Origin of the sequence: Cellulomonas rhizosphaerae, assembly GCF_003470205.1 — a bacterium.
Classification (GTDB): domain Bacteria; phylum Actinomycetota; class Actinomycetes; order Actinomycetales; family Cellulomonadaceae; genus Cellulomonas; species Cellulomonas rhizosphaerae.
In genome coordinates, this window is record NZ_QWKP01000205.1 from 1 (window position 1) to 25,256 (window position 25,256).

24 protein-coding genes are annotated in these 25,256 nt (G+C 74.8%); 14 read left to right on the plus strand and 10 right to left on the minus strand.

The features are described 5' to 3' along the window. Positions 1-471, plus strand: a 471-nt coding sequence (locus D1825_RS11860; protein ID WP_233549867.1) for a hypothetical protein, incomplete at its 5' end; no start/stop codon positions are given. A 4-nt stretch (positions 472-475) separates the two neighbouring features. On the opposite strand, the gene D1825_RS11865 is transcribed toward D1825_RS11860, so the two are convergent. Then, positions 476-1,168: a TIGR03089 family protein gene (locus D1825_RS11865; RefSeq protein ID WP_118767631.1), complete on the minus strand. Its 693-nt coding sequence runs from the start codon at positions 1,166-1,168 to the stop codon at positions 476-478. A gap of 230 nt (positions 1,169-1,398) precedes the next feature. Between D1825_RS11865 and D1825_RS11870 the strand changes: the two genes are divergently transcribed. The 3 genes from D1825_RS11870 (at position 1,399) to D1825_RS11880 (ending at position 6,795) form a co-directional block, all read left to right on the plus strand. After that, positions 1,399-1,728 carry a WhiB family transcriptional regulator gene (locus D1825_RS11870; RefSeq protein WP_118767632.1) on the plus strand — a complete coding sequence of 110 codons (330 nt, stop codon included), beginning with the start codon at positions 1,399-1,401 and terminating at the stop codon, positions 1,726-1,728. A gap of 73 nt (positions 1,729-1,801) precedes the next feature. After that, complete coding sequence (locus tag D1825_RS11875; protein ID WP_118767662.1) at positions 1,802-5,227, plus strand: glycosyltransferase; 3,426 nt, start codon at positions 1,802-1,804, stop codon at positions 5,225-5,227. After that, positions 5,224-6,795 carry a DUF5719 family protein gene (locus tag D1825_RS11880; RefSeq protein WP_118767633.1) on the plus strand — a complete coding sequence of 524 codons (1,572 nt, stop codon included), beginning with the start codon at positions 5,224-5,226 and terminating at the stop codon, positions 6,793-6,795. Before D1825_RS11875 ends, D1825_RS11880 begins: the two co-directional genes overlap by 4 nt. A 2-nt stretch (positions 6,796-6,797) precedes the next feature. Here the strand turns inward: D1825_RS11880 and D1825_RS11885 are convergent, their stop codons facing one another. Then, a complete protein-coding gene (locus D1825_RS11885; RefSeq protein WP_325051489.1) occupies positions 6,798-7,271 on the minus strand; it encodes a metallopeptidase family protein in 474 nt (157 codons plus the stop codon). Between the two features lie 71 nt (positions 7,272-7,342). On the opposite strand from D1825_RS11885, the gene D1825_RS11890 reads away from it, so the two are divergent. From D1825_RS11890 to D1825_RS11910, 5 genes are all read left to right on the plus strand, one after another. Beyond that, on the plus strand, positions 7,343-7,711 hold the full coding sequence (locus D1825_RS11890) for a DUF3499 domain-containing protein (RefSeq protein WP_118767634.1): 369 nt from the start codon (positions 7,343-7,345) through the stop codon (positions 7,709-7,711). Continuing rightward, on the plus strand, positions 7,711-7,971 hold the full coding sequence (locus D1825_RS11895) for a hypothetical protein (protein ID WP_118767635.1): 261 nt from the start codon (positions 7,711-7,713) through the stop codon (positions 7,969-7,971). The genes D1825_RS11890 and D1825_RS11895 overlap by 1 nt, the downstream gene beginning before the upstream one ends. A gap of 37 nt (positions 7,972-8,008) precedes the next feature. After that, positions 8,009-9,460: a phosphomannomutase/phosphoglucomutase gene (locus D1825_RS11900; RefSeq protein ID WP_233549869.1), complete on the plus strand. Its 1,452-nt coding sequence runs from the start codon at positions 8,009-8,011 to the stop codon at positions 9,458-9,460. Then, positions 9,457-9,648: a Trm112 family protein gene (locus tag D1825_RS11905; protein WP_118767637.1), complete on the plus strand. Its 192-nt coding sequence runs from the start codon at positions 9,457-9,459 to the stop codon at positions 9,646-9,648. Before D1825_RS11900 ends, D1825_RS11905 begins: the two co-directional genes overlap by 4 nt. 389 nt (positions 9,649-10,037) lie before the next feature. Continuing rightward, entirely contained in the window at positions 10,038-10,949 is a 912-nt protein-coding gene (locus D1825_RS11910) for a cation diffusion facilitator family transporter (RefSeq protein ID WP_118767638.1), read from the plus strand. A 4-nt stretch (positions 10,950-10,953) separates the two neighbouring features. Here D1825_RS11910 and D1825_RS11915 read toward each other — a convergent pair whose 3' ends face one another. Next, a complete protein-coding gene (locus D1825_RS11915; protein WP_118767639.1) occupies positions 10,954-11,772 on the minus strand; it encodes an RDD family protein in 819 nt (272 codons plus the stop codon). Between the two features lie 97 nt (positions 11,773-11,869). On the opposite strand from D1825_RS11915, the gene D1825_RS11920 reads away from it, so the two are divergent. After that, on the plus strand, positions 11,870-12,859 hold the full coding sequence (locus D1825_RS11920; protein ID WP_118767640.1) for a stage II sporulation protein M: 990 nt from the start codon (positions 11,870-11,872) through the stop codon (positions 12,857-12,859). On the opposite strand, the gene D1825_RS11925 is transcribed toward D1825_RS11920, so the two are convergent. After that, positions 12,835-14,001 carry a winged helix DNA-binding domain-containing protein gene (locus D1825_RS11925; protein WP_118767641.1) on the minus strand — a complete coding sequence of 389 codons (1,167 nt, stop codon included), beginning with the start codon at positions 13,999-14,001 and terminating at the stop codon, positions 12,835-12,837. The two genes, D1825_RS11920 and D1825_RS11925, sit on opposite strands and share 25 nt — an antisense overlap. A 79-nt stretch (positions 14,002-14,080) precedes the next feature. Here D1825_RS11925 and D1825_RS11930 point away from each other — a divergent pair, with 79 nt between their 5' ends. Beyond that, positions 14,081-15,280, plus strand: coding sequence for an MFS transporter (locus D1825_RS11930; protein WP_233549871.1), 1,200 nt, complete (start codon positions 14,081-14,083; stop codon positions 15,278-15,280). 4 nt (positions 15,281-15,284) lie between these two features. Here D1825_RS11930 and D1825_RS11935 read toward each other — a convergent pair whose 3' ends face one another. Genes D1825_RS11935 through D1825_RS11960 form a run of 6 tightly spaced genes read right to left on the minus strand, consistent with a single transcriptional unit; the run spans position 15,285 to position 20,924 of the window. Continuing rightward, entirely contained in the window at positions 15,285-15,635 is a 351-nt protein-coding gene (locus D1825_RS11935; protein WP_118767643.1) for a DUF2200 domain-containing protein, read from the minus strand. A gap of 39 nt (positions 15,636-15,674) precedes the next feature. Beyond that, positions 15,675-16,967: a DUF58 domain-containing protein gene (locus D1825_RS11940; RefSeq protein WP_118767644.1), complete on the minus strand. Its 1,293-nt coding sequence runs from the start codon at positions 16,965-16,967 to the stop codon at positions 15,675-15,677. A 6-nt stretch (positions 16,968-16,973) separates the two neighbouring features. Then, entirely contained in the window at positions 16,974-17,975 is a 1,002-nt protein-coding gene (locus D1825_RS11945; RefSeq protein WP_267897572.1) for an AAA family ATPase, read from the minus strand. Next, positions 17,972-19,165: a DUF4350 domain-containing protein gene (locus D1825_RS11950; RefSeq protein ID WP_118767645.1), complete on the minus strand. Its 1,194-nt coding sequence runs from the start codon at positions 19,163-19,165 to the stop codon at positions 17,972-17,974. Before D1825_RS11950 ends, D1825_RS11945 begins: the two co-directional genes overlap by 4 nt. Next, positions 19,162-19,788: a DUF4129 domain-containing protein gene (locus tag D1825_RS11955; RefSeq protein ID WP_233549873.1), complete on the minus strand. Its 627-nt coding sequence runs from the start codon at positions 19,786-19,788 to the stop codon at positions 19,162-19,164. Before D1825_RS11955 ends, D1825_RS11950 begins: the two co-directional genes overlap by 4 nt. Positions 19,789-19,796: 8 nt before the next feature. Further along, entirely contained in the window at positions 19,797-20,924 is a 1,128-nt protein-coding gene (locus D1825_RS11960) for a glycerophosphoryl diester phosphodiesterase membrane domain-containing protein (RefSeq protein WP_233549875.1), read from the minus strand. A gap of 237 nt (positions 20,925-21,161) precedes the next feature. Between D1825_RS11960 and mtrA the strand changes: the two genes are divergently transcribed. Genes mtrA through D1825_RS11975 form a run of 3 tightly spaced genes read left to right on the plus strand, consistent with a single transcriptional unit; the run spans position 21,162 to position 25,194 of the window. Then, the gene (gene mtrA / locus D1825_RS11965) at positions 21,162-21,845 is read left to right on the plus strand and encodes an MtrAB system response regulator MtrA (RefSeq protein ID WP_118767665.1); all 684 of its coding nucleotides are present in this window, start codon (positions 21,162-21,164) and stop codon (positions 21,843-21,845) included. Next, entirely contained in the window at positions 21,845-23,542 is a 1,698-nt protein-coding gene (gene mtrB / locus D1825_RS11970; protein WP_118767648.1) for an MtrAB system histidine kinase MtrB, read from the plus strand. Before mtrA ends, mtrB begins: the two co-directional genes overlap by 1 nt. Beyond that, positions 23,539-25,194 carry an LpqB family beta-propeller domain-containing protein gene (locus D1825_RS11975; protein WP_118767649.1) on the plus strand — a complete coding sequence of 552 codons (1,656 nt, stop codon included), beginning with the start codon at positions 23,539-23,541 and terminating at the stop codon, positions 25,192-25,194. The genes mtrB and D1825_RS11975 overlap by 4 nt, the downstream gene beginning before the upstream one ends. Positions 25,195-25,256: the final 62 nt, after the last annotated feature.

Genomic DNA, 25,256 nt, shown 5'->3' on the forward strand with positions numbered 1-25,256 from the left:
TCCACGACCAGCAAGCCCGCAACGCTGTGGGTCGACTCGGTGCGCACGGATCCCTTCGCCCCCGGCAGCGTTCTGTCGCTGACCAGCTACGGCGCGATGATCGGCGCGACCGACGTCAACGCGACCAACCGCGTCCTTGCCGAGAACCGGTACAACGACGTCCCGCCACCCGGGTGGACCTACGTGCTCGCCCCGGTGGCCGTCTGCTACATGGCTGAATCCGGCTCTGGCACCCCGTGGCTCGATCTCGACGTCGAGTTCATCGGCTCGGACGGCCGGACGTATGACGACGGCTACAACGTGACGCCGTCCGACATCTACGACCTTGGCGACCTGTACGCGCCGAACGGCTGCGGTTCGTTCTACGCCGCCGCGCTCGTGCCGCGTTCCGTCCTGACGGGCGCGGTCTGGGTCATCACTGACACGTCGAGCTGGTCTTCGACGACGAAGCAGTTCGTGAAGGTCAGCTGACGCCTCACGCCTCGACGGCGCGCTCGGTCTCCAGCAGGCGACCGCGCGCGCCGTCGTTCGCGTCCAGCTCCACCGCACGGGCCGACGAGATCGCCACGACCGACCCGTCGCCCGCGAGCGAACCCACGACGCGGCGCAGGAACGCCCCGGTGTCGTCGCCCGCGTCGAGCGCCACGCGAGCGTCGTCGGCCGCCGTCCACCACCCAGCCAGCTCCGCGTACGGCACGCCGTCGAGAGCGAGCGAGCCCGCGTCCGTCGGCGGGAGCCAGCCGATCGCGTCGCCGTAGGTCATGACGGCGGCAGCGGCGTCGACGGCCCCGCGGGGCAGGGCGCCGTCGAACCGGCGCGCGAGCGCGGGCAGGGACACCGCAACGACCGCGTCACCGGTGTGCGACGCGGGGTCCGTCGTCACGACGACCTCGGCCGGCCCGGACAGCACCACGGTCGCACCCGTCCGCCACGCCGCCAGCGCCCACACGAGCGTGCGCCAGTGCGGCGGCAGGTCGAGCAGGATGCGCACGCCCGGGGCCGCGTCGAACTCCTCGACGAGCAGGTTGGTGGTCTTGCTCACCCAGTTGTCCAGCACGGCCCCGGAGAGCTCGACGCGCTCGTAGTCCGCGCCGTACCACGTGATGCGGGGGCGGCCCGGGTCGCGGGTCAGCTGGCTGAGCAGGGCGGAGACGGTGGTGGGAGGCACCCGGCCAGCCTAGGCGCGACACGCCGAAGGCCGTGTTGACACGAAGTTCACCCGGCAAATCCGGACAACTACCACGGCCTCGCTTGACGCGGGTGAACGACACGCGTGTAATTCATGTCAACCGGTTCAGGCCGGTGGCTGCACGCTACGCGGAGCCGTCCCACCCGGGACCAACCGCTCACGGACGATCACCGAAGCAAGAACGAGCAACGAGCCGCACGGAGGCACGCATGTGGAATCTGCTCGACGGCGACGGGAGCTTCCCCTCCGACGCACGGACGGCTGCACCGTCGCAGCCCGACAACGTCCTGCCGCTGTTCGGCACGCCCGAGGACGACGGGCTGATGGGATGGCAGGAGCGCGCACTGTGCGCCCAGACCGACCCTGAGGCCTTCTTCCCCGAGAAGGGCGGCTCGACGCGGGAGGCCAAGAAGGTCTGCACCGGCTGCGACGTCAAGGCCGAGTGCCTCGAGTACGCGCTCGAGAACGACGAGCGGTTCGGCATCTGGGGCGGCCTGTCCGAGCGGGAGCGTCGCAAGCTCAAGCGCCGCGTCGTCTGAGGACAACCTGTGTGAGCCGGGGGAGTGTCGCTGCCGAGCAGCGCCCGCTCCCCGGGCAATCATGGGCCGCAGCATGACTGAGACGCTCCTTCCCGTGGGCCCGCCCGCGACGACATCCTCGACACCGGCGACTGCGCCGGTGACGGCAGTCGTCGTCACCCGAGGCCTGACGACGTACCTCCCGAGGACGCTCGCGGCGCTGGCCGCGCAGACGCGTCGGCCCCTGCGGATCGTGCTGGTCGACGCCGGCGAGAGCCCCGACCAGCGGCTCGCAGCGCTCCTCGAGCAGACGGTCGCCGCCGCCGGCGGCGCGCCCCAGCCGGCACTCACGACGATCGCCGCTCCCGGTGCCCGGACGTTCGGCGACGCCGTCCGGCGCGCGCTGGCCGACGGGGCCGAAGGCCCCGGCCTGCCCGCCACGTGGCTGTGGTTCCTGCACGACGACAGCGCACCCGCGCCCGGCGCCCTGGCCGAGCTCGCGCGCGCCGTGACCCGGGCCCGTTCCGTGGGCGTCGCGGGCGCCAAGCAGCGCACCTGGTCCGACCCCGAGCGGCTGCTCGAGGCGGGCCTGCGCACGTCGCGCTCCGGACGGCGGATGACCGACGTCGAGCCCGGCGAGCTGGACCAGGGCCAGCACGACGCGCGCGATGACGTGCTCGGTGTCGGCCTCGCGGGTGCCCTCGTGCGGCGCGACGTGTGGGACGCCCTGCGCGGCACCGACCCCGTGCTCGGTCCGTTCGGCGACGGGCTGGACCTGTCCCGGCGTGCGCGCCTCGCGGGTCACCGCGTGATCGTCGTCCCCGAGGCCGTGGTCCGCCACGCGCAGGCGGGGTTCCTCGGCCTGCGCGACGAGCACGACGAGCCGGACGCGCGCCGATCGCACGCGGCCCGCCGCCGCGCGCTCGTCCATCAGCGGCTGGCGTCGGCGCCGCTCCTGCTCGTGCCCGTCATCGCGGTCCTCGCGCTCGGGCTCGGCGTGGTCCGCAGCCTCGCGCAGCTCGCCGCCAAGCAGCCGGGCCTCGCGGTCGACGAGCTGCGCGCGCCGCTCGAGGCGCTCGCCCGTCCCGTCGCCGTGGTCCGGGCCCGCACCACGGCTCGCCGCACCCGCACGGTCAGCCGCCGCACGCTGCGCCCCCTCCAGGCCACCTGGCAGGACGTGTGGCGCCAGACCCAGGACCGCCGGCTCGCGCGTGCCGAGGCGCGGCGCGTCGTGCAGGCGCCCAGCGAGCTCGAGCTGCGTGAGCTCGCGCAGCTCACCACCCGGCGCCGGGTCACGCTCGGCGCGCTGGCCGCGGTCCTCGTGCTCGTGGTCGCGGTCGCGCTCGGCCCGCTCATCGGTGCCGCTGCGGGCGGGGCCCGGCTCGTCGGCGCGGCGCTCGCACCCGCCGCCTCCGACCTCGGCCAGCTCTGGTCCGCCGCGACGTCCGGCTGGGTCGCGGGCGGGCTCGGCGCGCCCGGCCCGGCGGATGCGCTGCTCGACGTGCTCGCCGCCCCCACGTTCGTCGCCGGTGGCGAGCTCACGGGCGCGGTGTCCGTGCTGCTGCTCGGCTCGGTGCTGCTCGCGGGCCTCGGCGCCTGGGCCGCGGCCGGTGCGGCGACCCGGTCGGTCGGCGTGCGCGCCTGGGCCGCGATCGTGTGGGCCGGCGCGCCCAGCCTCCTGCTCGGACTGGGCGAGGGCCGGCTCGGCCCGGTCCTCGCGCACGCCGCGCTGCCCTGGGTCGTGCTCGGCGTCGCCCGCGCGGTCGGCGTCCAGCGTGTCGACCAGGTGCTCTCCGGCATCGCGACGGCGAGCCACGAGGGCGAGGATGCGGCCGACGAGGCCGACATCGACACGCCCGTGCGCGGCAACCCGACCATCCCGACGCAGCGCGTCGGCGGCGAGCTCGTCGGCACCCCCGACCCCACCGGCTCGCTGACCGCCGCCGCAGCCGCGGCGCTCGCGTTCGCGGTCGTCGCCGCCGGAGCGCCCGTCCTGCTCGTGCCCGGCGCGCTCGCGCTCCTGGTCCTCGCGCTGTGCGTCCCGCGCTCGCGCGCGCGGCTGCTCCTCGTGCTCGTGCCGGCCCTGGTCCTGCTCGGCCCCACGCTCGTCGAGGCTTCCCGGCGAGGCGTGCCCGGCTGGCGACTCCTGGTCGCCGGCCCCGGCTTGCCCGTCGCCGGCACACCGACGACGCCCGTCGAGCGGCTGCTCGGCCTGCCTGCCGACGCGAGCGCGCTCGTGCCGTCGTGGGCCCAGCCCGTCGCCGACGTCTGGCCCCTGCTCGCGGGCGGCGCGGTCGTGCTGCTCGCCCTGCTCGCGCTCCTGCGCGGGGCACCTGCCGCCCGAGCGGTGCGCGTCGGCTGGGTGGTGGCCGCCATCGGGCTCGCCGCCGCGACCCTCGTCGCGCGCATCCCCGTGGGCGTCCAGGACGGCGTGACCGCCTACGGGTGGACCGGGCCGCTCCTGTCGCTCGCGGGCCTCGGGCTGCTCACGGCGGCCGTCCTCGGCGCCGACCGCCTGCAGGTGCGGCTCGCGCACCAGAGCTTCGGCTGGCGCCAGCCGCTGGTCGCGCTTGTCACCGTGGTCGCCGTCGCGGCGCCCGTCGCCTGGCTGGGCGGCTGGACGTGGCAGGCACGCACCGGGGAGGCCGTCGCGCTGCGCGCGATCGACGACGACATCGTCCCGGCCGTCGGCCGCCAGTCGCAGACCTCGCCCGACGCCTCGCGCGTCCTCGCGCTCGCCGCCGCGCCCGCCGGGTCCGAGCGCGGACCGGACGTGACCTGGCAGCTCCTGCGCGGTGACGGACCCCTGCTCGTGGACCAGGCCGCGGCCGTGAGCACGCGCGTGCTCGTCGGCGGGCTGACCGACGCCACGGTGCGCGGTCCCGACGACGCCGCGGCCGAGGTCGAGGACCTCGTCGCGCGCCTCGTCGGGGGCGCCTCGGGCGACGTGGCGGGACCGCTCGGCGCGCTCGCGGTCAGCGACGTGCTCGTCCCGCGGATCGCGAGCGACACGGGCGACGCGAGCGCCGCCCGGACCGCGCGCGAGCGACTCGTCGCGACCCTCGACTCGACCGCCGGCCTCGAGCGCGTCACGCAGAGCGCGCAGGGGACGCTGTGGCGCGTGCAGCCGCTGACCGAGGACGCGGACGCCGCCGTGACCGCGTGGGCGCGGATCGCTCCGCAGGGCGCGGACCTGACGGACGCCGCGACCGCCGCGGTCGCCGTCGCGTCGAACCAGCGCACCATCGACACGACGATCCCGGCCGGCAGCGGCGAGCGGCTGCTCGTCCTGGCCGAGCGTGCCGACGCGCACTGGCAGGCGCGCCTCGACGGGCGCTCGCTGCGCGCGGTCGACGACGGCTGGCGCCAGGTCTTCCAGGTGGGCGCCGCCGGTGGCCACCTGACGCTGCACTACGACGCGCCGCAGCGCACGCCGTGGCTCGTCGCGCAGGGCCTCGTCCTGCTCGTGACGGTGCTGCTGGCCGTGCCCGTGCGGCGCCGACGGGGGGTGCGCGCATGAGCGCGCGACGCACGGTCTGGCTCGGACGCGCGGTGCGGGCGGTCTCCGGCCTCGGGGTCGTGGCACTCGTCGCGGTGATCGTCGCCGGCGGGGTCCGGCTGCCCGAGCAGGACGTCGCCGCGCCGGCGGACGGCACCGTGGTGGACGTTCCGCCCGGCACCGTGACGCTGACGTGCCCGGGCCCGCTGATCCTTCCCGAGAGCTCGGGGGACAAGGCGTTCGACCCCACGCCCGTCGCACCGGCCATCGCGCTGCTGGCCGCGGCTGCCTCGTCGGCCGGCGGGTCCGTCGCACCGGCCGCCGGCGGCGACGCTGTCGCGACGCTCGCCGCCGGGTCGGCCGCGGCCCTGGTCACCCCGGCCGTGCCCCTCGTCGTGCGCGCCGAGCCCACCGAGGCCGTCGCCCGGGTTGCAGGCGCCGTCGGGTCGATCGTCACGGCGGGTGACCTGCGCGGCCTGTCCGCCGCGTCGTGCCAGCGCGCGACGACCGACGCGTGGCTCGTCGGCGGCGCGACCGACCTGTCCAGCACCGCGCAGCTCGTGATCTCCGCCGCCGGGTCGACCCCGGCCGAGGTCACCGTCGCGGTCTACGGGCCGTCGGGCAAGGTCGACCTGTCGGCCTCGCACTACCTCGTCGCGCCCGGTGCGCAGCGCGTGGTCGTCCTCGGCGCGGTCGCACCCGAGCAGCGTCGGGTCGCCGTGCGCGTCACGGCGACCGGTGGCGCGGTCACCGCCTACATCCAGGACTCGGTGCTCGACGGCTTCACGCCGCGGGGCACGGACCTCGTGGTCCCCGGCTCCGCGCCCGCGAAGCACGTGGTCGTCCCTGGCCTGTCAGTCATCGCCGCGGGCGTCGACAGCCCGCTCTCGGGCGCCCTGCGCCTGATGGTCACCGGCAAGAAGGCGACCACGGCACACATCCGGCTGCTGGGAGCCCGCGGCGAGGAGGACCTGCCCGGCGCGCAGGAGATCGAGCTGGAGCCCGGCGAGGTCACCGACGTGCCGCTCGGCGGGCTGCCCGCGGGCGCCTACACGGCCGTCATCGATGCCGACCTCGCGGTGGTCGCGTCCGGGCTCGTCACGCGCGCCGGTGCCGCCACCGCAGTAGACCCCGCGCCGAGCATGGAGCGCGCCTGGGTCGCCTCGGCCGCACCGGGCGTCAGCGGCATCGCCGCCGTCCCGGCCGGGACGCGGGGCATGCTGGTCGCGACCGCGGTGGGCGGCGCGGGCGACGCGACCGGCACGCTGCGGGCGATCGGCGACGACGGCCGCATCCTTGCCGAGCGGACCGTCACGGTGCCTGCCGGGACGACCGGCTCGTGGTTCGCGGACACGCTCGTCGGGACCGGACCCGTCGTGCCCGGCAAGCAGGGCACCGCGACACCCGGCGTGCGGGTCGCGGCGCTCGAGCTCGTGCCCGACGACGGTGGGGCGCGGCTCGCGTGGGCGCTCGTCGCGGACGTCGGCCGGCCGGACGGGACGCTCATCTCGGTGCTGAGCCCCGTCCCCGCCGACCCGGCCAGCACCGCGGTGACGGTGCGCCAGGACCCGCGCGTCGGCACGCGCTGAGGTCAGTCCCGCAGCTCGGGGTCGATCTCCTCCGGCGCGCGGCCGATCATGTGCGCGACCTGCTCGACGACGACCTCGCGGACCAGGTCCGCCAGGTCGAGGGCGTCGTTCGCGCGCGACTCGACGGGACGGCGGTAGATGACGATGCGCGCGGCCTGGCCGGCGTCGGCGGGGAAGTAGCGGCCGAGCGGGACGCCGCCGTGCTCCCACGGCGCGGGGTTCGACGGCGGCACGTCCTCGACCGCGAACTCGGTGCCCTCGAGCTGGCGCGACCAGCGGCGCTCGAGGCGCTCGACGGCGTCGAGGACGTAGTCGTCGAACCGCTGCGCGCGCGTGCGGTAGGCGGGCATCGAGCTCGGCATCAGCGGACCGCGTGGACCGCGCCCCCGGCGGTCGCGACGGCGGACGGGGGCAGCGCTCGCCGAGGCTCCGCGGCTCGCGGTCAGCCCGCGGCGGGCGTACGGGTCGGTCGTCACGCCTGCATCGTAGTTCGGCCACCACGGCGTGGGGGGAGCGTGGTGTCGGCGCGCGGGAGTACCTTCTGCGGGTGAGATCCGTCCGGCAGTGCTCCCGCTCGGCCTGTGGCCGTGCCGCCGTCGCCACGCTGACCTACGTCTACGCCGACTCGACGGCCGTGCTCGGGCCGCTCGCGCAGAGCGCCGAGCCGCACTCGTACGACCTGTGCGCGGAGCACGCCTCGCGCCTGACCGCGCCGCGCGGCTGGGAGGTCGTCCGGCTCACCCCCGACTTCGAGCCCGCAGCTCCGAGCCACGACGACCTGCTCGCACTCGCGGACGCCGTGCGCGAGGCGGGTCGCCCGCGGGTGGCCGCCGCCGCGGCCGTCGTGGCGGAGCCCGCCGAGCTCGCCGAGGCACCCCGCCGCGGCCACCTGCGCGTGCTGCGCGGCGAGGGCTGATGGCCCGCCGCCGCGGCGCCGGACGAGCCGGCCAGCCGGTCGAGCCGCTCGGCTCGATGAGCCAGCCGACCGGTCCGCTCGTCGCGGGCACGGAGGCGTGCCTCAAGTGCGGGGCCACCGAGCTCACCCGCATCCGCATGACGCTGACCGATGGGCGTCCGGCCGTGTTCGTCTCGTGCCCCGCGTGCGAGCAGACCAACTGGTTCGCCCTCGAGGGCGACGGCGTCCCGCTGGACCGCTCCGAGGTCCTCGGCAACTAGAGTGGCGGCGTTCCTGCCGACTCACCGAGAGGTCATCTTGCCCGAGCCCGTGGACCTGTCCGCCTTCATCAAGGCCTACGACGTGCGCGGCGTCGTGCCGAGCGAGCTGAACGAGCCCGTCGCCCGAGCGATCGGCGCGGCCTTCGCCGACGTCGTCGTCCTGCCCGAGGTGGCCGCGGGCGAACGACCGCAGGTCGTCATCGCCAACGACATGCGGCCGTCCGGCCCCTCGCTGGTCGCCGCGTTCGCGGACGGCCTCGCGGTGCGCGGCGTCGACGTGATCACGATCGGCCTGGCCTCCACCGACGGGCTCTACTTCGCCTCCGGCGCGCTCGGCATCCCCGGCGCGATGTTCACCGCGAGCCACAACCCGGCGCAGTACAACGGCATCAAGCTGTGCCGGGCGGGTGCGCGCCCGGTGGGTCAGGCCTCCGGGCTGGCGGCGGTGCGCGACCTCGCGGGCGTGTACCTGGCCGACGAGGTCCCCGTGGCGGACACCGTCGGTGAGATCTCCTCGCGCGACATGCTCGCCGAGTACGCGGCGTTCCTGCGCTCGCTCGTCGACCTGTCCGGCATCCGCCCGCTCAAGGTCGTCGTCGACGCCGGCAACGGCATGGGCGGCTTCACCGCGCCGGCCGTGCTCGGCACCGGCGCGGGGCTGCCGGCGCTGCCGCTCGAGGTCATCCCGCTGTACTTCGAGCTCGACGGGACGTTTCCCAACCACGAGGCCAACCCGCTCGACCCGGAGAACCTGCGTGACCTGCAGGCGGCCGTCGTCGAGCACGACGCGGACCTGGGGCTCGCCTTCGACGGCGACGCGGACCGCTGCTTCGTCATCGACCAGCACGGCGACCCCGTCTCGCCGTCGGCGATCACCGCGCTGGTCGGCCTGCGTGAGGTCGCGCGCGAGCGAGCCGCGGGCCGCACGCCCACGGTGATCTACAACCTCATCACCTCCAAGGTCGTCCCGGACCTGCTCGCGGCCGCGGGCGCGACGACGGTCCGCACGCGCGTGGGCCACTCGTTCATCAAAGCGGAGATGGCCGAGAACGACGCGGTGTTCGGCGGCGAGCACAGCGCGCACTACTACTTCCGCGACTTCTTCTTCGCCGACACGGGCATGCTCGCGGCGCTGCACGTGCTCGCGGCGCTCGGCGAGCAGCCGCACCCGCTGTCCGTGCTCGCCGAGCTCTACCAGCCCTACTCGGCCTCGGGCGAGATCAACTCGGTGGTGTCGTCGGTCGACGAGGCCCGGGCGCGCGTCGTCGAGGCGTACGTGACCCAGCAGGGTGCCGGTCCGGTCAGCGTCGACGAGCTCGACGGGCTGACGGTCTCGCACTGGGACGGCCACCCGCAGTGGTGGTTCAACCTGCGTGCCTCCAACACCGAGCCGCTGCTGCGGCTCAACGTCGAGGCGGCCGACGAAGACATCATGGAGAAGGTGCGCGACGACGTGCTCGCGCTGGTCCGACAGGAGAGTGGGGCATGAGCGAGTCCGGCGTGAACCTCGAGCAGTGGGCGCGTGACCTGCTGCGCTGCCCCGTGACGGGGGCGACCCTCGTCGACGGTGTGGACGAGGCCGGCCAGCCCGTCCTCGTCTCGACGCACCCGACCGACCCGCGCACCTACCCGGTCCGCGACGGTATCCCGATCCTCCTCGCCGACGAGGCCCGCTAACCCCGGTCCCCGCCCGCCCACCGCCCCGCCGCCGTCGAACCGTGGGTTGCTCAGGCTCTGGGTGCGCTGAGCCTGAACAGCTCGCGGTTCGGCGCGTGATGAACGGGCTGCGTCCGCGCGGATCGCGGCCTGGACCGCTGGCGGGCCCATCGCACGTGACGACAGCCCGCAGGAGCCGCCGAACCCGTCGATCCTGTGGACGCCCCCACCGCCTACAGCCCACCCCGCAGCCTCGGTCGCCAGATGACCAGCCACGAACCGTGAGCTGATCGCGGTATCGGACGTCATGGGACGAGCAACTCACGGTTCGGCTGAGGGTGGCGTGGCCGGGCGTGGGCGGTGGTGCCGATAGGGTTCACCGCGACGACGACGCAGGCGAGAGGGTGGACATGTCGCACGGTGGAGGCAACAGGGCGATCGTCGCCGCGCTCGCGGCGAACCTCGGCATCGCGGTCACCAAGTTCATCGCGTACCTGCTGACCAGCTCGAGCTCGATGCTGGCCGAGTCGGTGCACTCGCTCGCGGACTCCGGCAACCAGCTGCTGCTGCTCGTCGGCGGCAAGCGTGCGCGTCGGGCTGCCGACGACGAGCACCCGTTCGGCTACGGCCGCGAGCGGTACGTCTTCGCGTTCATCGTCTCGATCGTGCTGTTCTCGCTCGGTGGCCTGTTCGCGCTGTACGAGGCGTGGCACAAGTGGGAGGACCCGCACCCGATCGAGTCGTGGAAGTGGGTGCCCGTGGTGGTGCTCGTCGCGGCGATCGGGCTCGAGGGGTTCTCGTTCCGCACCGCGATCCACGAGTCGAACCTGGTCCGCGGCAAGCAGTCGTGGGTCTCGTTCGTCCGCACCGCGAAGGCGCCCGAGCTGCCCGTCGTGCTGCTCGAGGACCTCGGGGCTCTCATCGGTCTGGTCCTGGCCCTGCTCGGCGTCGGGCTGACCCTCGTGACCGGCAACGGGGAGTGGGACGCGGTCGGCACCGCGGGGATCGGCGTCCTGCTGGTGCTCATCGCGATCGTGCTGGCCCTGGAGACCAAGTCGCTCCTGCTGGGCGAGTCGGCGACCAAGTCCGACGTCGCCGCGATCAAGAGCGCGCTCGTCGGCCCCGGGGTTTCGTCCGTCATCCACCTGCGCACGCTGCATCTGGGACCCGAGGAGGTGCTGGTGGCCGCGAAGATCGAGGTGCCGGCCGCGACGACGGCCGCGGACGTGGCGGCGGCGATCGACGCCGCCGAGCAGCGCGTGCGCGAGGCCGTGCCGATCGCGCGCGTGATCTACCTCGAGCCGGATCTGCGCCGCGACTGACGGGTCAGTCGACCGGGTCCGGCACGCCGTGCGGGAGCCGGTGGAGGCCCTGAGCGTCCTTGGCGGTGCGGGTCGCGTTGCGGGACAGCACGTCGATCTCGCGACGACGGCGCTCGGCCAGCACGGCGGCGAGGAAGTCCTCCGGGTGCGTGCCTGCGGGGGGCAGCGGCTGCACGTACTGCGCGACCTCGGCGGTCAACCGGCCACCCAGCTCGACGCGAGAGGTCGGGTGCAGCTGCGTGGCACGGTTGAGGAACTGGCGGACGGTGAGCGCGAGCCCGTCGGGCAGCCGGGCCACTTCGGCCTGGTGCGCCCAGCCGACGAGGTAGGGCGGCGCCTCGACCGGGATCCGCGCCTTGGTCGCACCCCGCACGCGCACGGCGTAGGTGCCGGCCAGGATGTCGCCGACGCGCTTGCCCTGCGGGTGCACCATCGAGCAGATCGTCGCGACGATCCCGAACGTGAGCCACAGCTCGACGACGCCGGTCAGCGCGCGCACGAACGCCTGCCGGAACACGATCGGGCCGCCGTCGTCGCGCACGACGCGGATGCCCACGGCGGCCTTGCCGAGCGACCGGCCGCGCGTGAGGGTGTCGACCGTGATCGGCAGCACGAGCATGAGGACGACGAGCAGCAGGATCACGGCGATGGCGGGCGCGGCGTCCGACTGGACGTTGCTGGCGATCCCGACCGTCGCCAGGCTCAGCACGATGATGACGACCGCGAGCACGGCCACGTCGATGAGCCCGGCCAGCAACCGGGACGCGACCGAGGCGGCCTGCGAGTCGAGGAGGACACCCTCGCCCGTGACGATGCCGTCCACCACACCTCCAGCGCTGAGCCGCCGACGAACCGTCGACCTGCCGCCGACCTGGGCAGACTAACCGCTGCGAGCCCCCGCGGATGGCATCCTGTCCGTCATGGACCTGGACGCCTACCAGCTCGTGCACGGTCCCGCGTGGCAGCGCCTGGACACCTTGACCAAGCAGCGTCGCCGCACGGGGGCCGAGGCCGACGAGCTCGTGCGCCTGTACCAGGCGACCGCCACGGACCTGTCGATGATCCGGTCGGCGGCTCCCGACCCGGAGATGGTGACCCGGCTGTCGCAGACGCTCGCGCGCGCCAGGTCGGCGATCGCGGGGACGCACGAACCCGCGTGGCGGGACGTCACCCGCTTCGTCGCCGTGACGCTGCCGGTCGCGATGTACCGGATCCGCTGGTGGACGGTCACGGTCGGCGCACTGTTCGTGCTGCTCGCGGTCGTGGCGGGGGCCTGGGTGGCCACCCAGCCCGACGCCCTCGCGGCGATGGGCAGCCCGGCCGAACGCCAGGAGTACGTCGACCGCGCGTTCGCCGAGTACTACGACCCGGGCGCGGGCTTCGCCGCGACGGTCTGGACGAACAACGCGTGGCTGACCGCCCAGTGCATCGCTGCCGGCATCACCGGGATCGGGCCGGTGTACGTCCTGGCCAGCAATGCGATCTCGGTCGGCGCGACGGGCGGCGTCATGGCCGAGGCGGGCGAGCTCGACCTGTTCCTGCAGCTCATCGCGCCGCACGGGATGCTCGAGCTCACCGCCGTCTTCGTCGCCGGGGCCGCGGGGTTGCGGATCTTCTGGGCCTGGATCGTGCCGGGACCGCGGACCAGGTCACGCGCCCTCGCACAGGAGGCCCGGTCGCTGTTCACGGTCGCGATCGGTCTGGTCGGCGTGCTGGCCGTCTCCGGGCTCATCGAGGGCTTCGTGACCGGCTCGAGCCTGCCGTGGTGGCTCAAGATCGTCATCGGCGCGATCGCGCTCGCGGGCTTCTGGGCCTACGTGCTCGTGCTCGGCCGGCGCGGCGTGCGCGACGGCGAGACGGGCGACCTCGAGGCGGACCGCGCGGGCTACGAGCTGGCGACCGCCGGCTGATCCACGCGGACGTGGTGCTCGGCCGCCTCGTCCGCGACGAACCGCACGACGCCCTCGGCCTCGGCGCTCACCGCGTCGACCGCGCCGCGTGACATCGCGGCGAAAGGTGCGACGACGATCGTCGCCCGTCCGCGCACGGATCGGTCGATCCGCCACGTGCCTCCCACGCGCCCGTCGAGCAGGAAGGTGCCCGGCAGCACGCCGTTGGACGACTGCAGGGAGCGCCGCCGCTCGTCGCTGATCAGCCGCGTGCGGTCCGCGTGTCCGAGCAGCACGTTGTCGAAGTCGGGCAGGAACCGCACCGGTGCTGGGGTGTCGCCCGGCGGGCGCGGTGCTTCGGGCAGGTCGAGCATCTCGCGCGGGCGCACCTTGCCCGGGGACGGCTCGGCCACGAGCCGGACCACGCGGTCGCCGAGCCGGTCCGCGACGGCCCTCAGGCCCGTCAGCCCGGACCACGCCTGGGCGTCGGCGACGCTGGCGGGGCCGAACGCTGCGAGGTAGCGCAGCACGAGGTCCTCGAGTGCCGCGGCGTGCGCGTCCGGGTCGGACAGGTCCGGGGCAGGAGAGCCGAGCCAGTGCCACGCCGTGGTCCACGTCGTCGCGCCCGAGCGTCCCCACACGCCCCGCGGCGGGACCTGGACGAGCGGGAGCGTGCCGCGCGCCGCGTAGGCGAGCGTGCCCGGCGGCACGTCCGGCCACCGCTCGGCGAGCAGCGCGCCCAGGGCCGTCGTGACCCGGGGCTCGGCGTCGACGAGTGCTCGGGCCGCGGCGGTCACCTGTGCGACGTCCACGGTGCGCAACGGTGCGCCGTGCTGGGCGTTGACCAGCAGGTCGCGCGTGAAGATCGGCGCGGTCAGCACGGGAAGCAGCAGCGCGTCGTCCGCCGTGACCAGGTGGATCGTGCCGCGCATCACCGCGATACGGGCCACCGAACGGCCGACGAGGGCGTCCCCGAGCTGCGCGTGCGTGAACCCCCGCACCCGGCTGGCCAGCGCGAGGTAGGGCGACCAGGCGTTCTGCGCCTGCAGGCCCACGAGGTGGCTGGCGACGTCGTGGAACGGCGCGGGGGTCCGCTCGAGCAGGTACTGGCGCGCGAGCAGGGCGCGCGAGAGCTCGTCGGCGGTCAGCCTCTCGTCCGGCATGGCCCTCCTCATCAGGCGTCGGACGCGAACCTACCGCTGCCGTCCGACACGTGTCGGGACCGCGTGCGAGCATGCGGTCGTGACTGACGCGACCACCGACCGACGCTCGGAGACCGGCACGGTGCGCGCGGCGGCCGGCGGCATCGTGGCCCTCGCGCTGGCGACCTTCGCGGCGATCACCACCGAGCTCCTGCCCGTGGGCCTGCTTCCGCAGATCAGCGACGACCTCGACGTCAGCAGGTCGGTCGCTGGACTCCTGGTCACCGTCTACGCGGTCATGGTCGCGGCGCTCGCGGTGCCCCTGACGCTCGCCACCCGGCGGCTGCCCCGCAAGCCCCTGCTCCTCGGCACCCTGGTGGCGTACACGGCGAGCAACACGCTCGTCGCACTCGCCCCGGCATTCGGCGTCGTGGCAGCCGCCCGGGCCCTGGGCGGCGTCGCGCACGCGGTGTTCTTCTCCGTCGCGATCGGGTACGCGTCGCGCCTCGTCGGCCCGCGGTTCACAGGCCGCGCGCTGGCGCTCGTCACCGCGGGTGCCTCGGCAGGGTTCGTGCTCGGCGTCCCGCTCTCGACCGCGCTGGGTACCGCGGTCGGGTGGCGTGCGGCGTTCGTCGCGCTCGCGATCGCCTGTGCGCTCGCGGCTGGGCTCGTCGCCACGCTGCTCCCCGCGGTGACCACGGGCGCAGCCCCGGCCGCCGACGACGCCCGGCGCACCAACCGGGCGCGGCTGGGCGTCGTGTCGGTGGCCAACGCGCTCACCTACCTCGGGCAGTACACGGTCTACACCTACGTGGCCCTGCTGCTCCTGGGTGCAGGGCTCACCCGGTCGTCCGTCGGTCCGACGCTGCTCGTGCTCGGGGCCCTCGGCCTCCTGGGGACCGCGTACGCGGCCACGGCGCTCGACCGGCACCCCCGGCGCGGCACGCTCGTCGTCCTGGCGACCGTGGCGCTCGGGCTGCTCGCTCTCGGGTTGCTGTTCCCGGCGCAGGTCGGCGTGCTCGCCGCGGCGGCGGTCTGGACGGCCGGGTTCGGCGCGGTCGCGTCGGTGTTCCAGACGGCGGCGATCCGCACGTCGGGGGCGTCCCCGGACGTCATCGGCGCGCTGGTGAACGCGACGGCGAACATCGGCATCGGGGGAGGCGCGGCACTCGGCGCCTGGGTGCTCGCCGGGCCGGGCCTCGGCTCGCTGCCGTACTGGGGCGCCGGCCTCGTCGCCCTCGCGCTGCTGGTGGTGCTGATCGCGCGACGAGCGTTCCCGGCCGCACCCGGCCACGCCTGACGCGTCAGGAGCGCAGGATCGAGGTCATCTTCTTGCCGCGCGCGACCTCGTCGACGAGCTTGTCCATGTACCTGATCCGCTGCATGAGGGGATCCTCGATCTCCTCGACCCGGTGCCCGCAGATCACACCCGTGATGAGTGTGGCGTTCGGGTTCATCGCGGGTGCCTGGGCGAAGAACGTCTCGAGGTCGATCCCGGTGTCGATCGCCTCGCGGAGGCCCGCGTCGGAGTAGCCCGTGAGCCACGTGATGACCTCGTCGACCTCGTCCCGGGTGTGGCTCTTGCGCTCGACCTTGGTCACGTACAACGGGTAGATGCTCGCGAAGCTCGTCGCGAAGATGCGGTGCCCGGCCACAGGGGCCCTCCGATCGATCGATGAGTACCAGTCTGCGGCCTACAGCCGGCCGGCCGCCTTGAGCGCGAGGTACGTGTCGGCCAGGCGGGGGGCGAGGTCGTCGGGCAGCGCCTCGACCACCTCGACGCCACGCTGCCGCAGCCGGACCGCGACCGCGGCGCGCTCGAGCCCGACGCGCTCGGCCGCCGCGGCGTCGAACACCTCGGCCGCGGACCCGCGCTGCCGCGACAGCTCGTGCAGCTCCGGGTCGGCGACGGACGCGAGGACCACCTGGTGCCGCGACGTGAGCTGGTCGACCACGGGGAGCAGGCCCTGCTCGACGACCGCGGGGTCCAGAGCGGTGAGCAGCACGACGAGCGCGCGCTGGCTCAGCCGCTCGCGGACCTGGCTCACGACCCCCGCCCAGTCCGTCTCGATGAGCTCGGGGTGCGCGGTCGCCAGCGCGTCCGCGAGGGCGGGCATGAGGCGCGGGCCGCCGGTGCCGGCGACGCGGGCCCGCACGCGGCGGTCGTAGGCGAGCAGCTCGACGCGGTCGCCTGCGCGCGTGGCCAGCGCGGCGAGCAGGAGCGCCGCCTCGATGGACGCGTCGATGCGGGGCGCGTCGAGCACCCGGACCGCGGACGTGCGGCCCGTGTCGAGCACGACGAGCACGCGACGGTCCCGTTCGGGGCGCCAGGTGCGCACGACGACGTCGGAGCGGCGGGCCGAGGCGCGCCAGTCGATCGAGCGCACGTCGTCGCCGATCACGTACTCGCGCAGCGAGTCGAACTCGGTGCCGGCGCCGCGGACCTGCACGGCGGCACGCCCGTCGAGCTCGCGCAGCCGGGCCAGCCGGCTCGGCAGGTGGCGGCGCGAGGCGAACTCGGGCAGCACCCGCAGCCGCGCGGGCACCTCGATCGACGCCTGCCGCGCGGCGACCCCGAGCGGTCCGATGCTGCGGATCGTCACGCGGTCCGCGTGCGCGTCCCCCCGTCGCGTCGGGACGAGCGTCGTGCGCAGGCGCCGCCCGTCACCGGGCGGCAGGTCGACCTGGTGCCGCGGGGCGATCGCTCCCGACGAGGGCGGCCAGGCGTCGCGCACCAGCCCGCGCAGCCGCCGCGAGGACACGTTGGTGGCCTCGAGATCGCTCGCTGCCGGCTCGCCGAGCCGGACCGACGGGGGCACGCGGCGCACGACGGCGACCTCACGCGGCGACGCGGCCAGCGCGGCGTCGAGCACGCACACGACCAGGACCACGAGCGCCCACAGCAGCACGGTCCCGGGCACAGGCACGACGAGCACCGCGGGGATGCCGAGCGCGGCCAGCACGGCCGCGCGCCAGGTGAGGGCCACGGCGGGTCAGCGGGGGACGGGCACGGAGGCCAGGACGGTGTCGAGCACGGACTCGGTCGTGACGCCCTCGAGCTCGGCCTCGGCACGCAGCTGCACGCGGTGCCGCAGCGTCGGGTGCGCGAGCGCCTTGACGTCGTCGGGCGTCACGTAGCCGCGGCCCGACAGCCAGGCCCACGCCCGCGAGGTCGCGAGCAGCGCGGTCGCACCACGCGGGGAGACGCCGAGCGAGAGCGACGGCGAGGTCCGCGTCGCGCGGCACACGTCGACCGCGTAGGCGAGCACCTCGCGCGAGACCTGCACGCGCGCGACCTCGGCCCGAGCCCGCGCGAGCACGTCCGCGTCGGCGACGGGCCGCACGCCCGCGGCGGACAGGTCACGCGGGTCGAACCCGGCGGCGTGCCGGGCGAGCACCTCGACCTCGTCCTCCCGCTCGGGCAGGGGCAGCGTGAGCTTGAGCAGGAACCGGTCGAGCTGCGCCTCGGGCAGCGAGTAGGTGCCCTCGTACTCGACCGGGTTCTGGGTCGCGATGACCAGGAAGGGGTCCGGCAGCGGCTGCGGCGTGCCGTCCACCGAGACCTGTCGCTCCTCCATCGCCTCGAGGAGGGAGGCCTGCGTCTTGGGGGGCGTCCGGTTGATCTCGTCGGCCAGCAGCAGGTTGGTGAATACCGGGCCCCTGCGGAACGAGAACTCCGCGGTGCGCGCGTCGTACACGAGCGAGCCGGTCACGTCGCCGGGCATGAGGTCCGGCGTGAACTGCACGCGCTTGGTGTCGAGGTCCAGCGAGGCCGACAGGGTCCGCACGAGCAGCGTCTTGGCGACGCCGGGCACGCCCTCGAGCAGCACGTGCCCGCGGCACAGCAGCGCGATGATCAGCCCGGACACGGCGGCGTCCTGGCCGACGACGGCCTTGGCGACCTCCGCGCGCACGCCCGCGAGCGCGGCGCGCAGCTCCGGGGAGGGGTCGACGGCCTTGTCGGTGTCGACGGTCACTTCGGGGTGGTCGCTCACGATGATTGGACCTCGCTCTCGATGTCGTCCAGGTCCCGCGCCAGCCTGGCCAGCGCGGAGTCGTCGGTGGGGGGCGGCCCGTAGAACAGGGCCGCCACGTCGGGGATCCGTCGCCCGGTCGCCAGGGCGACGGCGTCGATCAGCTGGGGCGCCGGGGTCGATGCCGGGAGCCCGAGGCGGCGGGCGCCGCGGCTCGCGGCACCGGCTCGCAGCGCTGCTGCGGCGTGACCGAACGAGCGCGAGCGCCGGTACAGGCGGCCGCGGCCCCGGGTGGCCTCGGCCGCGGGGACGACGACGGGCATGGGCTCGGTCACGAGCCGTCCCAGGCGGCGCCCGCGCCAGATCGCCACGACGAGGACCACGAGCAGCAGCTGCAGCGCCAGGACGCCGACGACCGGCGGGACGAGGTCGCCGAGGCCCGGGCCTCCCGCGCCCTCGTCGGACCCGGTGTCGTACGGGCTGGGCAGGTACCACACGAGGTGGTCGTGGCGGCCGAGCATCCGCAGCACGAGCGCGGCGTTGCCGGTGTCAGCGAGGTGGGCGTTGGTCAGCGGCGTCGCGTCGGCGAGCATCGCGATGCGCTGCCCGTCGACCGTCCGGACCGCGTAGGCGCCCTGGTCGGCGCTCTCGTCGGGACCGCGGAAGCAGACCACGGTGTCGGGCGTCGAGGCGATCAACCGTCCGGTGGCCCGCAGCGCCCCGGCGGCGACCGCGTCGGGATCGTCGCAGCCCGGTGCGACGTCCGCGGAGGCCGAGCCGTCCGACCACGAGGAGTCGACCCCGGCCAGGACGGAGGCCGCCCAGGACGCGTCGACGAGCACGAGGTCGGCGTCCACGTCGGCCAGGAAGTCGAACTGCGACTGGTCGAACAGGTTGCGCTCGCCCGCGAGCAGCACGGTCGAGCCGGGTGTCACCGCGGCGCGCGCGGCGGCGGCGCGGCGCACGAACGTGATCTCCACGCCCTGCCCCTCGAGGATCTGGGCGACGGCCCGTGCCCCGGTCGTCGCGGTGCTGTCCGGCGCGAGCGGCACCGAGGACGTGCGCGGCTCGGGGAGCGCGGCGAGCAGCCCGACGACGCACAGCAGCGACAGGATCGCGATCGGGCCGCGCCACCGGCGCCAACGGCTGGTCGCGCGCGATCGGGCGGTCGTCCCGTCGCCGACCACGGGGACGTGGGTCGTCGTGGTCATCGCGCCGCCCCGGCGAGGGTCGGCCGCTCGTGGCGGGCCCGCTCCTCGAGCGCCCGCAGCCGCTGGTCGTCGTCCGCGCTCGCCGTGCGCCCGCCGTACGCGACGTCGTCGAACAGGCCCCCCGCCGAGGCGAGGTCGGGCGCGAGCGCGGGCAGCCGCCGGCCGGCGTCGAGGCTGGCCTCGTGCGCGGTGCGCCCGGCGCGCTCGTCGAGCACCAGGCGCTCCTCGAGGCCGCGGACGAGCGCACGGAACCGCTCGACGACCGCGAGCGAGAAGTCTCCGGCGCGGGCCGCGGCGTCGGCCGCCGCCCGCATCTGGTCGGCCGTGCGGGTGTCGTCCTGTGCGAGCACCGCGCCCGCCGAGCGGACGCGCCGCGAGCGGCGGACAGGGCCGGCGACGATGAACGCGACGGCGACGACGACCGCGGTGATCCCCACGACGACGAGCGCCGACTGGAGCCCGGAGAAGCCGTGGCCCCCGAGCCCGTCGAACAGGTCGAGCACCCACTCGATGAACCGGGCGAGCAGCGACTTCTTCTCGTGGTACTCCGGGTGGCTCAGCTCCTCGAGCGCCCAGCGGCGTCCGGTCGGCCCGTCGGGCGTCACGGGGACGTCGGTGCGCACTCCTGAGGTCACCGGGACGCGGCGGCCGCGTCGGCTGCGCGCGCGAGCTCGATGTCGAGCCCCTCGCGGCGGATCCGCACGTCGATGTAGAGCAGCGCGACGACCGAGGCGAGGTACGTCGTGCTCAGGGTGAGCGCGATGATCTTGGCGATGCCGGTCACGACGATGGACCCGAACTCCAGGCCCATCGGGTCCGAGAAGACCAGCGCGGACAGGATCGCGGCGGGCGTCACGACGATCTGCGTGACGACCCCGACCAGCAGGCTCACGAGCAGGTAGATGCCGAGCAGGCGCCAGAAGCTGCCGCGCGTCAGGCGCCACGCTCGCGCCACCGTGGACCAGAAGCTCTTGCCCTCGAGCATGAGCGCGGGCGGGACGAGCAGCGTGCGCACGGACACCAGCACGAGCAGGACGAACAGCGCCGCTCCGGCGAGCAGGCCGAACCCGACCGCGAGCCCCACCAGGTCCTGCGAGGCGAACAGCACGATCAGCGCGACGTACGCACCGACGACCACGGCGATCGCGAGGCCGAGGAGCGCGGTGAACCCGACCACGAGCCAGATCCGCTTGCTGCGGAGAACCTCCCGCGGGCTGACCTTCTGCCCGATCACGGACCGGCTCACGGAGATGATCAGCCAGCCGGTGAGGATCGTGGTGACGACGGTCGTGATCGGTGCGGCGAGGACCTGGCTGAGGGCGCTGCCGAGGCCGTCGGTGTCGGACTCGGTGAACAGGTCCGACGAGGCCGTCGCGTCCGCGATCGCGCCGTCGATCAGGCCCGCGACGTACCACCTCAGCACCGACTCGACCGCGACCGCGATGGTGACGACGATGGCGGACAGCCCGAACATCACGCGCGGGTTGGCGCGCACGGCCTTGAAGGCGCCGTCGAGGATCTCGCCGAGCCCGAGCGGCCGCAGCGGCACGATGCCCGGCTGCAGCGCGGGCGGGCGCCACGCGCTCGGCGCGGGAGCGCCCCAACCGGGCTGGCCGTTCCACGCGGGCTGGCCGCCCCAGCCCTGCACGGGCACGGGCGGCGCGACCGGGGGCGCGCCGGGGGGCACGGGCTTGGTCAGGTCGGGCGGCGCCAGGGGAGGTGCGGGCGGCACCACGGGCGGCGCAGGGGGAGGGGGCACGGCAGATCCCGGGGCAGTCCAGGTGGGCTGCGGTGCGTCGTCGTGCGGGCTCGTCATGCGAGCTCTGCTCCTCGGCTCTCGTCGGGCGGTGACGGCGCCGGGAGGGGCATCGCGGCGGCAGCGCCGCCCCCTGGCGAACGCCCATCGTGCCACGCGACACACCTGTTCGGGACGCACACGGGTGATCCGTGCACAGGCGCGCCTGAACCCACACGATCCGATGCGAGAATGTCCGCCATGAGGGGACGCGTGCTGGTGGTCGACGACGACACCGCGCTGGCAGAGATGATCGGGATCGTGCTGCGCTCGGAGGGTTTCGACCCGGTGTTCTGCGAGGACGGTGACGAGGCGCTGGGGGTCTTCCGGGCCACGCAGCCGGACCTCGTGCTGCTCGATCTGATGCTGCCGGGCAAGGACGGCAACGAGGTCTGCCGGCAGATCCGCGGCGAGTCGGGAGTGCCGATCGTCATGCTCACGGCCAAGAGCGACACGGTCGACGTGGTCCTCGGCCTGGAGTCGGGGGCCGACGACTACATCTCCAAGCCGTTCAAGCCCAAGGAGCTCGTCGCCCGCGTGCGTGCGCGCCTGCGCCGCAGCGACGAGCCCGCGCCCGAGCACCTCTCGATCGGCGACGTGAGCATCGACGTGCCCGGCCACCGGGTGGTCCGCGCCGGCCGGCCGATCTCGCTCACCCCGCTCGAGTTCGACCTGCTCGTCGCGCTCGCGCGCAAGCCGTGGCAGGTCTTCACGCGCGAGATCCTGCTCGAGAAGGTGTGGGGCTACCGCCACGCGGCGGACACGCGCCTGGTCAACGTCCACGTCCAGCGCCTGCGCTCCAAGATCGAGAACGACCCCGAGCAGCCCGAGATCGTCGTCACCGTGCGCGGCGTCGGCTACAAGGCGGGCGTGACCTCGACGTGATGCGGGTCGCCGGCACGTGGCGCCTCGTCCGGGCCCGCACGGCCCGGCGGGTGCGCTCCGGAGGGCACGCCTGGCGCTCGTCGCTGCAGGTGCGCGTCATCACGACGACCACCGCGATCGGCCTGGTCACCCTCGTGCTGGTCGGCCTGTACGTCGGCGAGCGGATGCGCGACAGCCTGTTCGACGGCCGCGTGGAGCAGGTGCTCGAGGAGAGCGCCCGCAGCACGGTGCAGGCGCAGGCGACGTTCGACTTCTCCACCGCGACCCAGGGCCCCGACGTGTCGCGGCTGCTCGAGGACGTCGTCAAGGCGCAGAGCTCGGGCGGGTCGGGGGAGCGCGAGGTCTTCCTGCTGCGTTCGCCGGGCCAGCGCTCGACGGTGTCGGTCGGCGCGGCGGCCTCGGACTTCGCCCTCGGCCGGTCGGGGATCGTCACCAAGCAGCTGCAGGTGGCGACGGCAGTGGGGGGCCAGCACTGGCAGTCGGTCGCGTGGCCCACAGAGCTGGGCGACGAGCCCGCCGTGATGGTCGGCCAGAACGTCGACGTCCCGGTCGCCGGGACGTTCCAGCTCTTCTTCCTCTACAGCCTGCAGGCGGAGCAGGAGCGGCTCGACTTCCTGCAGCGCACCCTCGCGCTCGCGGCCGTGGCGCTCGTCGCGCTGCTCGGCTCGATGACCTGGCTCGTGACGCGCCAGGCCGTGCGCCCGGTGCGCCGCGCGGCGCAGGTGGCCGAGCGGCTCGCGGACGGGCACCTGTCCGAGCGGATGCCGGTCAAGGGCGAGGACGAGATGGCGAGGCTCGCGCGCTCGTTCAACGAGATGGCCGCGGGGCTGCAGGACCAGATCAGCCGCATGGAGGACCTGTCCGCGCTGCAGCGGCGGTTCGTCTCGGACGTGTCGCACGAGCTGCGCACCCCCCTGACGACCATCCGCATGGCCGGCGAGGTCATCCACGCGTCGCGCGCGGACTTCGAGCCCGCGGTCAAGCGCTCGGCCGAGCTGCTGCAGACCCAGCTCGACCGGTTCGAGGACCTGCTCGCCGACCTGCTCGAGATCAGCCGGTTCGACGCGGGAGCCGCCGTCCTCGATGCCGAGGGCCGCGACGTGCGCGACGTGGTCATCGCGGCCGCCGACCACGCGTTCCCGCTCGCCGAGCGCCGCGGGACGTGGCTGCGCGTCACGCTCCCCGAGAAGCGCGCGCAGGCCGACATCGACCCGCGCCGCGTCGAGCGCGTGCTGCGCAACCTGCTCGTCAACGCGATCGAGCACGCCGAGGGCACGTCCGTCGAGGTCACGGTCGGGGCCGACGAGTACGCCGTGGCCGTCACGGTGCGCGACCACGGGGTCGGGATGTCGACCGTCGAGACCGCGCACGTCTTCGACCGGTTCTGGCGCGCCGACCCGGCCCGGGCCCGCACGACCGGCGGCACGGGCCTCGGCCTGGCGATCTCGCTCGAGGACGCCCACCTGCACGGCGGGTGGCTCGAGGCGTGGGGCCGCCCCGGCCGCGGCGCGTGCTTCCGCCTGACGCTGCCGCGCCGCGCCGGCATCCGGCTGACCGACTCGCCGCTTCCGCTCGTCCCGGACGACGCCGACCCGCCGCCGATCCTCGCGCCCGTGGTGCGGCCGCGCACCGACCCCGCCGCGCTGCCCGAGCTCGACGACGACAGCCACGCCGACGCCCGCCAGGAGGTCCGATGAGCGCCCGGGTCCGCGGGGCCGCGCTGGCCCTCGTCGTGCTGCTGCTGGCCGCCTGCACGTCGATGCCCACGTCGGGGCCGGTGGTCCGCAGCGACGTCGTCGTGAGTGACGAGGGACGCGCCGACCCGCTGCCCGAGGGGCCGCAGGCCGGCGCCGGGCCCGTCGACATCGTGCAGAGCTTCCTCATCGCGGGGGCCAACGGGTTCCAGGGCGAGTTCGTCACCGCCCGGGAGTACCTCGCGGGCGACGCGCGCCAGTCGTGGAAGCCGCTCGCGGGCGTCGTCGTCGCCGGGGCGCTGACCTACTCGACGACCTCCAAGACGCAGGTGACGGTCGACGTGCCCGTGCTGGCCCGCGTCGACGGCGACGGCCGCTACACCGAGGCGCCGCCGGACGCGCGCGAGTCGGTCACGTACGACCTCGTGCGCAACTCCGAGGGCGAGTGGCGCATCTCCGGCGTGCCCGACGGGCTCGTGCTGGCCAAGCCGGTGTTCGACGCCCGGTTCCGCAGCGCGTCGATCTACTTCCTGTCGGCCGACGAGACCTTCCTGGTGCCCGAGACGCGCTGGCTCCCCGAGGACAAGCTGCCGACCCACGTGATGAAGGCCCTGCTCGCAGGCCCGTCCCCGTGGTTGCGGGACGCGGTGGTCACCGCGATCCCGGACGGTACGCAGCTCAAGCCCGAGGCGATCGTCGTCACCGGGGCCGGCGTCGCCGAGGTCGGGGTCGAACCGGCGGCGACCGTGCTCGCGGCCCAGCGCAAGCTGTTCCTCGCCCAGATCAACGCGAGCCTGCGGCTGCTTCCGGGGGTGGGCTCGGTCCAGGTGACCGCCGGTGGTGTGAACGGCGTGATCCTCGAGGGTGCCGCGACGCTCGACCAGGGGCCGATGCCCGACGTCCCGATCGAGATGCTCCAGGCGGGCAAGCTCGTCGCGCTCGCCGGCAACGGGGTCAAGCCCGTCGACGGCATCGGGTCGCTCGAGGGTCTCGGGATCCGCTACCCGGCGCGGGACGAGGACGGCGACGTCCGCGTCGGGGTGTCCGGCGGCTCCTCGCTCGTGACCCTGCCGTCGGGGGGCAAGGCAGGCACGACGCTGCTGACGGGGTCCGACCTCGTCGCGCCGTCGGTCGACCGCTTCGGGTGGGCGTGGACCGCGACGACCGCGGACGGCCTCGTCGCGGGCCGCACGGGCGCCAAGCCCGTGAGCATCACGGCCGACTTCCTCCAGGGCCGGCAGGTGCGCTCGGTCCGGGTGGCGCGCGACGGGACGCGCGTCGCGGTCATCTCCTCGGGTGCCGACGGCGTCGCGGTCGACGTGGGCGCAGTCGTCCGCGACGCCAACGGCGCGCCGCAGCAGATCGGCGAGGTCATCCGGGCCGGCTCGCTGCTCACCGACGCGACCTCGCTCGTCTGGAAGGACGAGTCGACGCTCGCGGTCATCGGGCGCAGCGCCGGGACGCTCGCGGTCCACCTCGTGCCGGTGTCGGGCCCGACCGTCGCGCTGCCTGAGGTCGCCGACCTCGATGCGCTCGCCGGGGGGAGCGTCCCGTACGTGACGACGACCGACGGCACGCTGCGCCGGTACACCGCGTCGAGCTGGGCCGCTGTGCCCGGCGTCGAGGGAGTGATGGACCCGAGCTTCCCCGGGTAGCCGTCGTCCACAGATGCCGCCCGACGACCCCACGGGCGTCGCCGGTCGGTGACGCTGGGTCC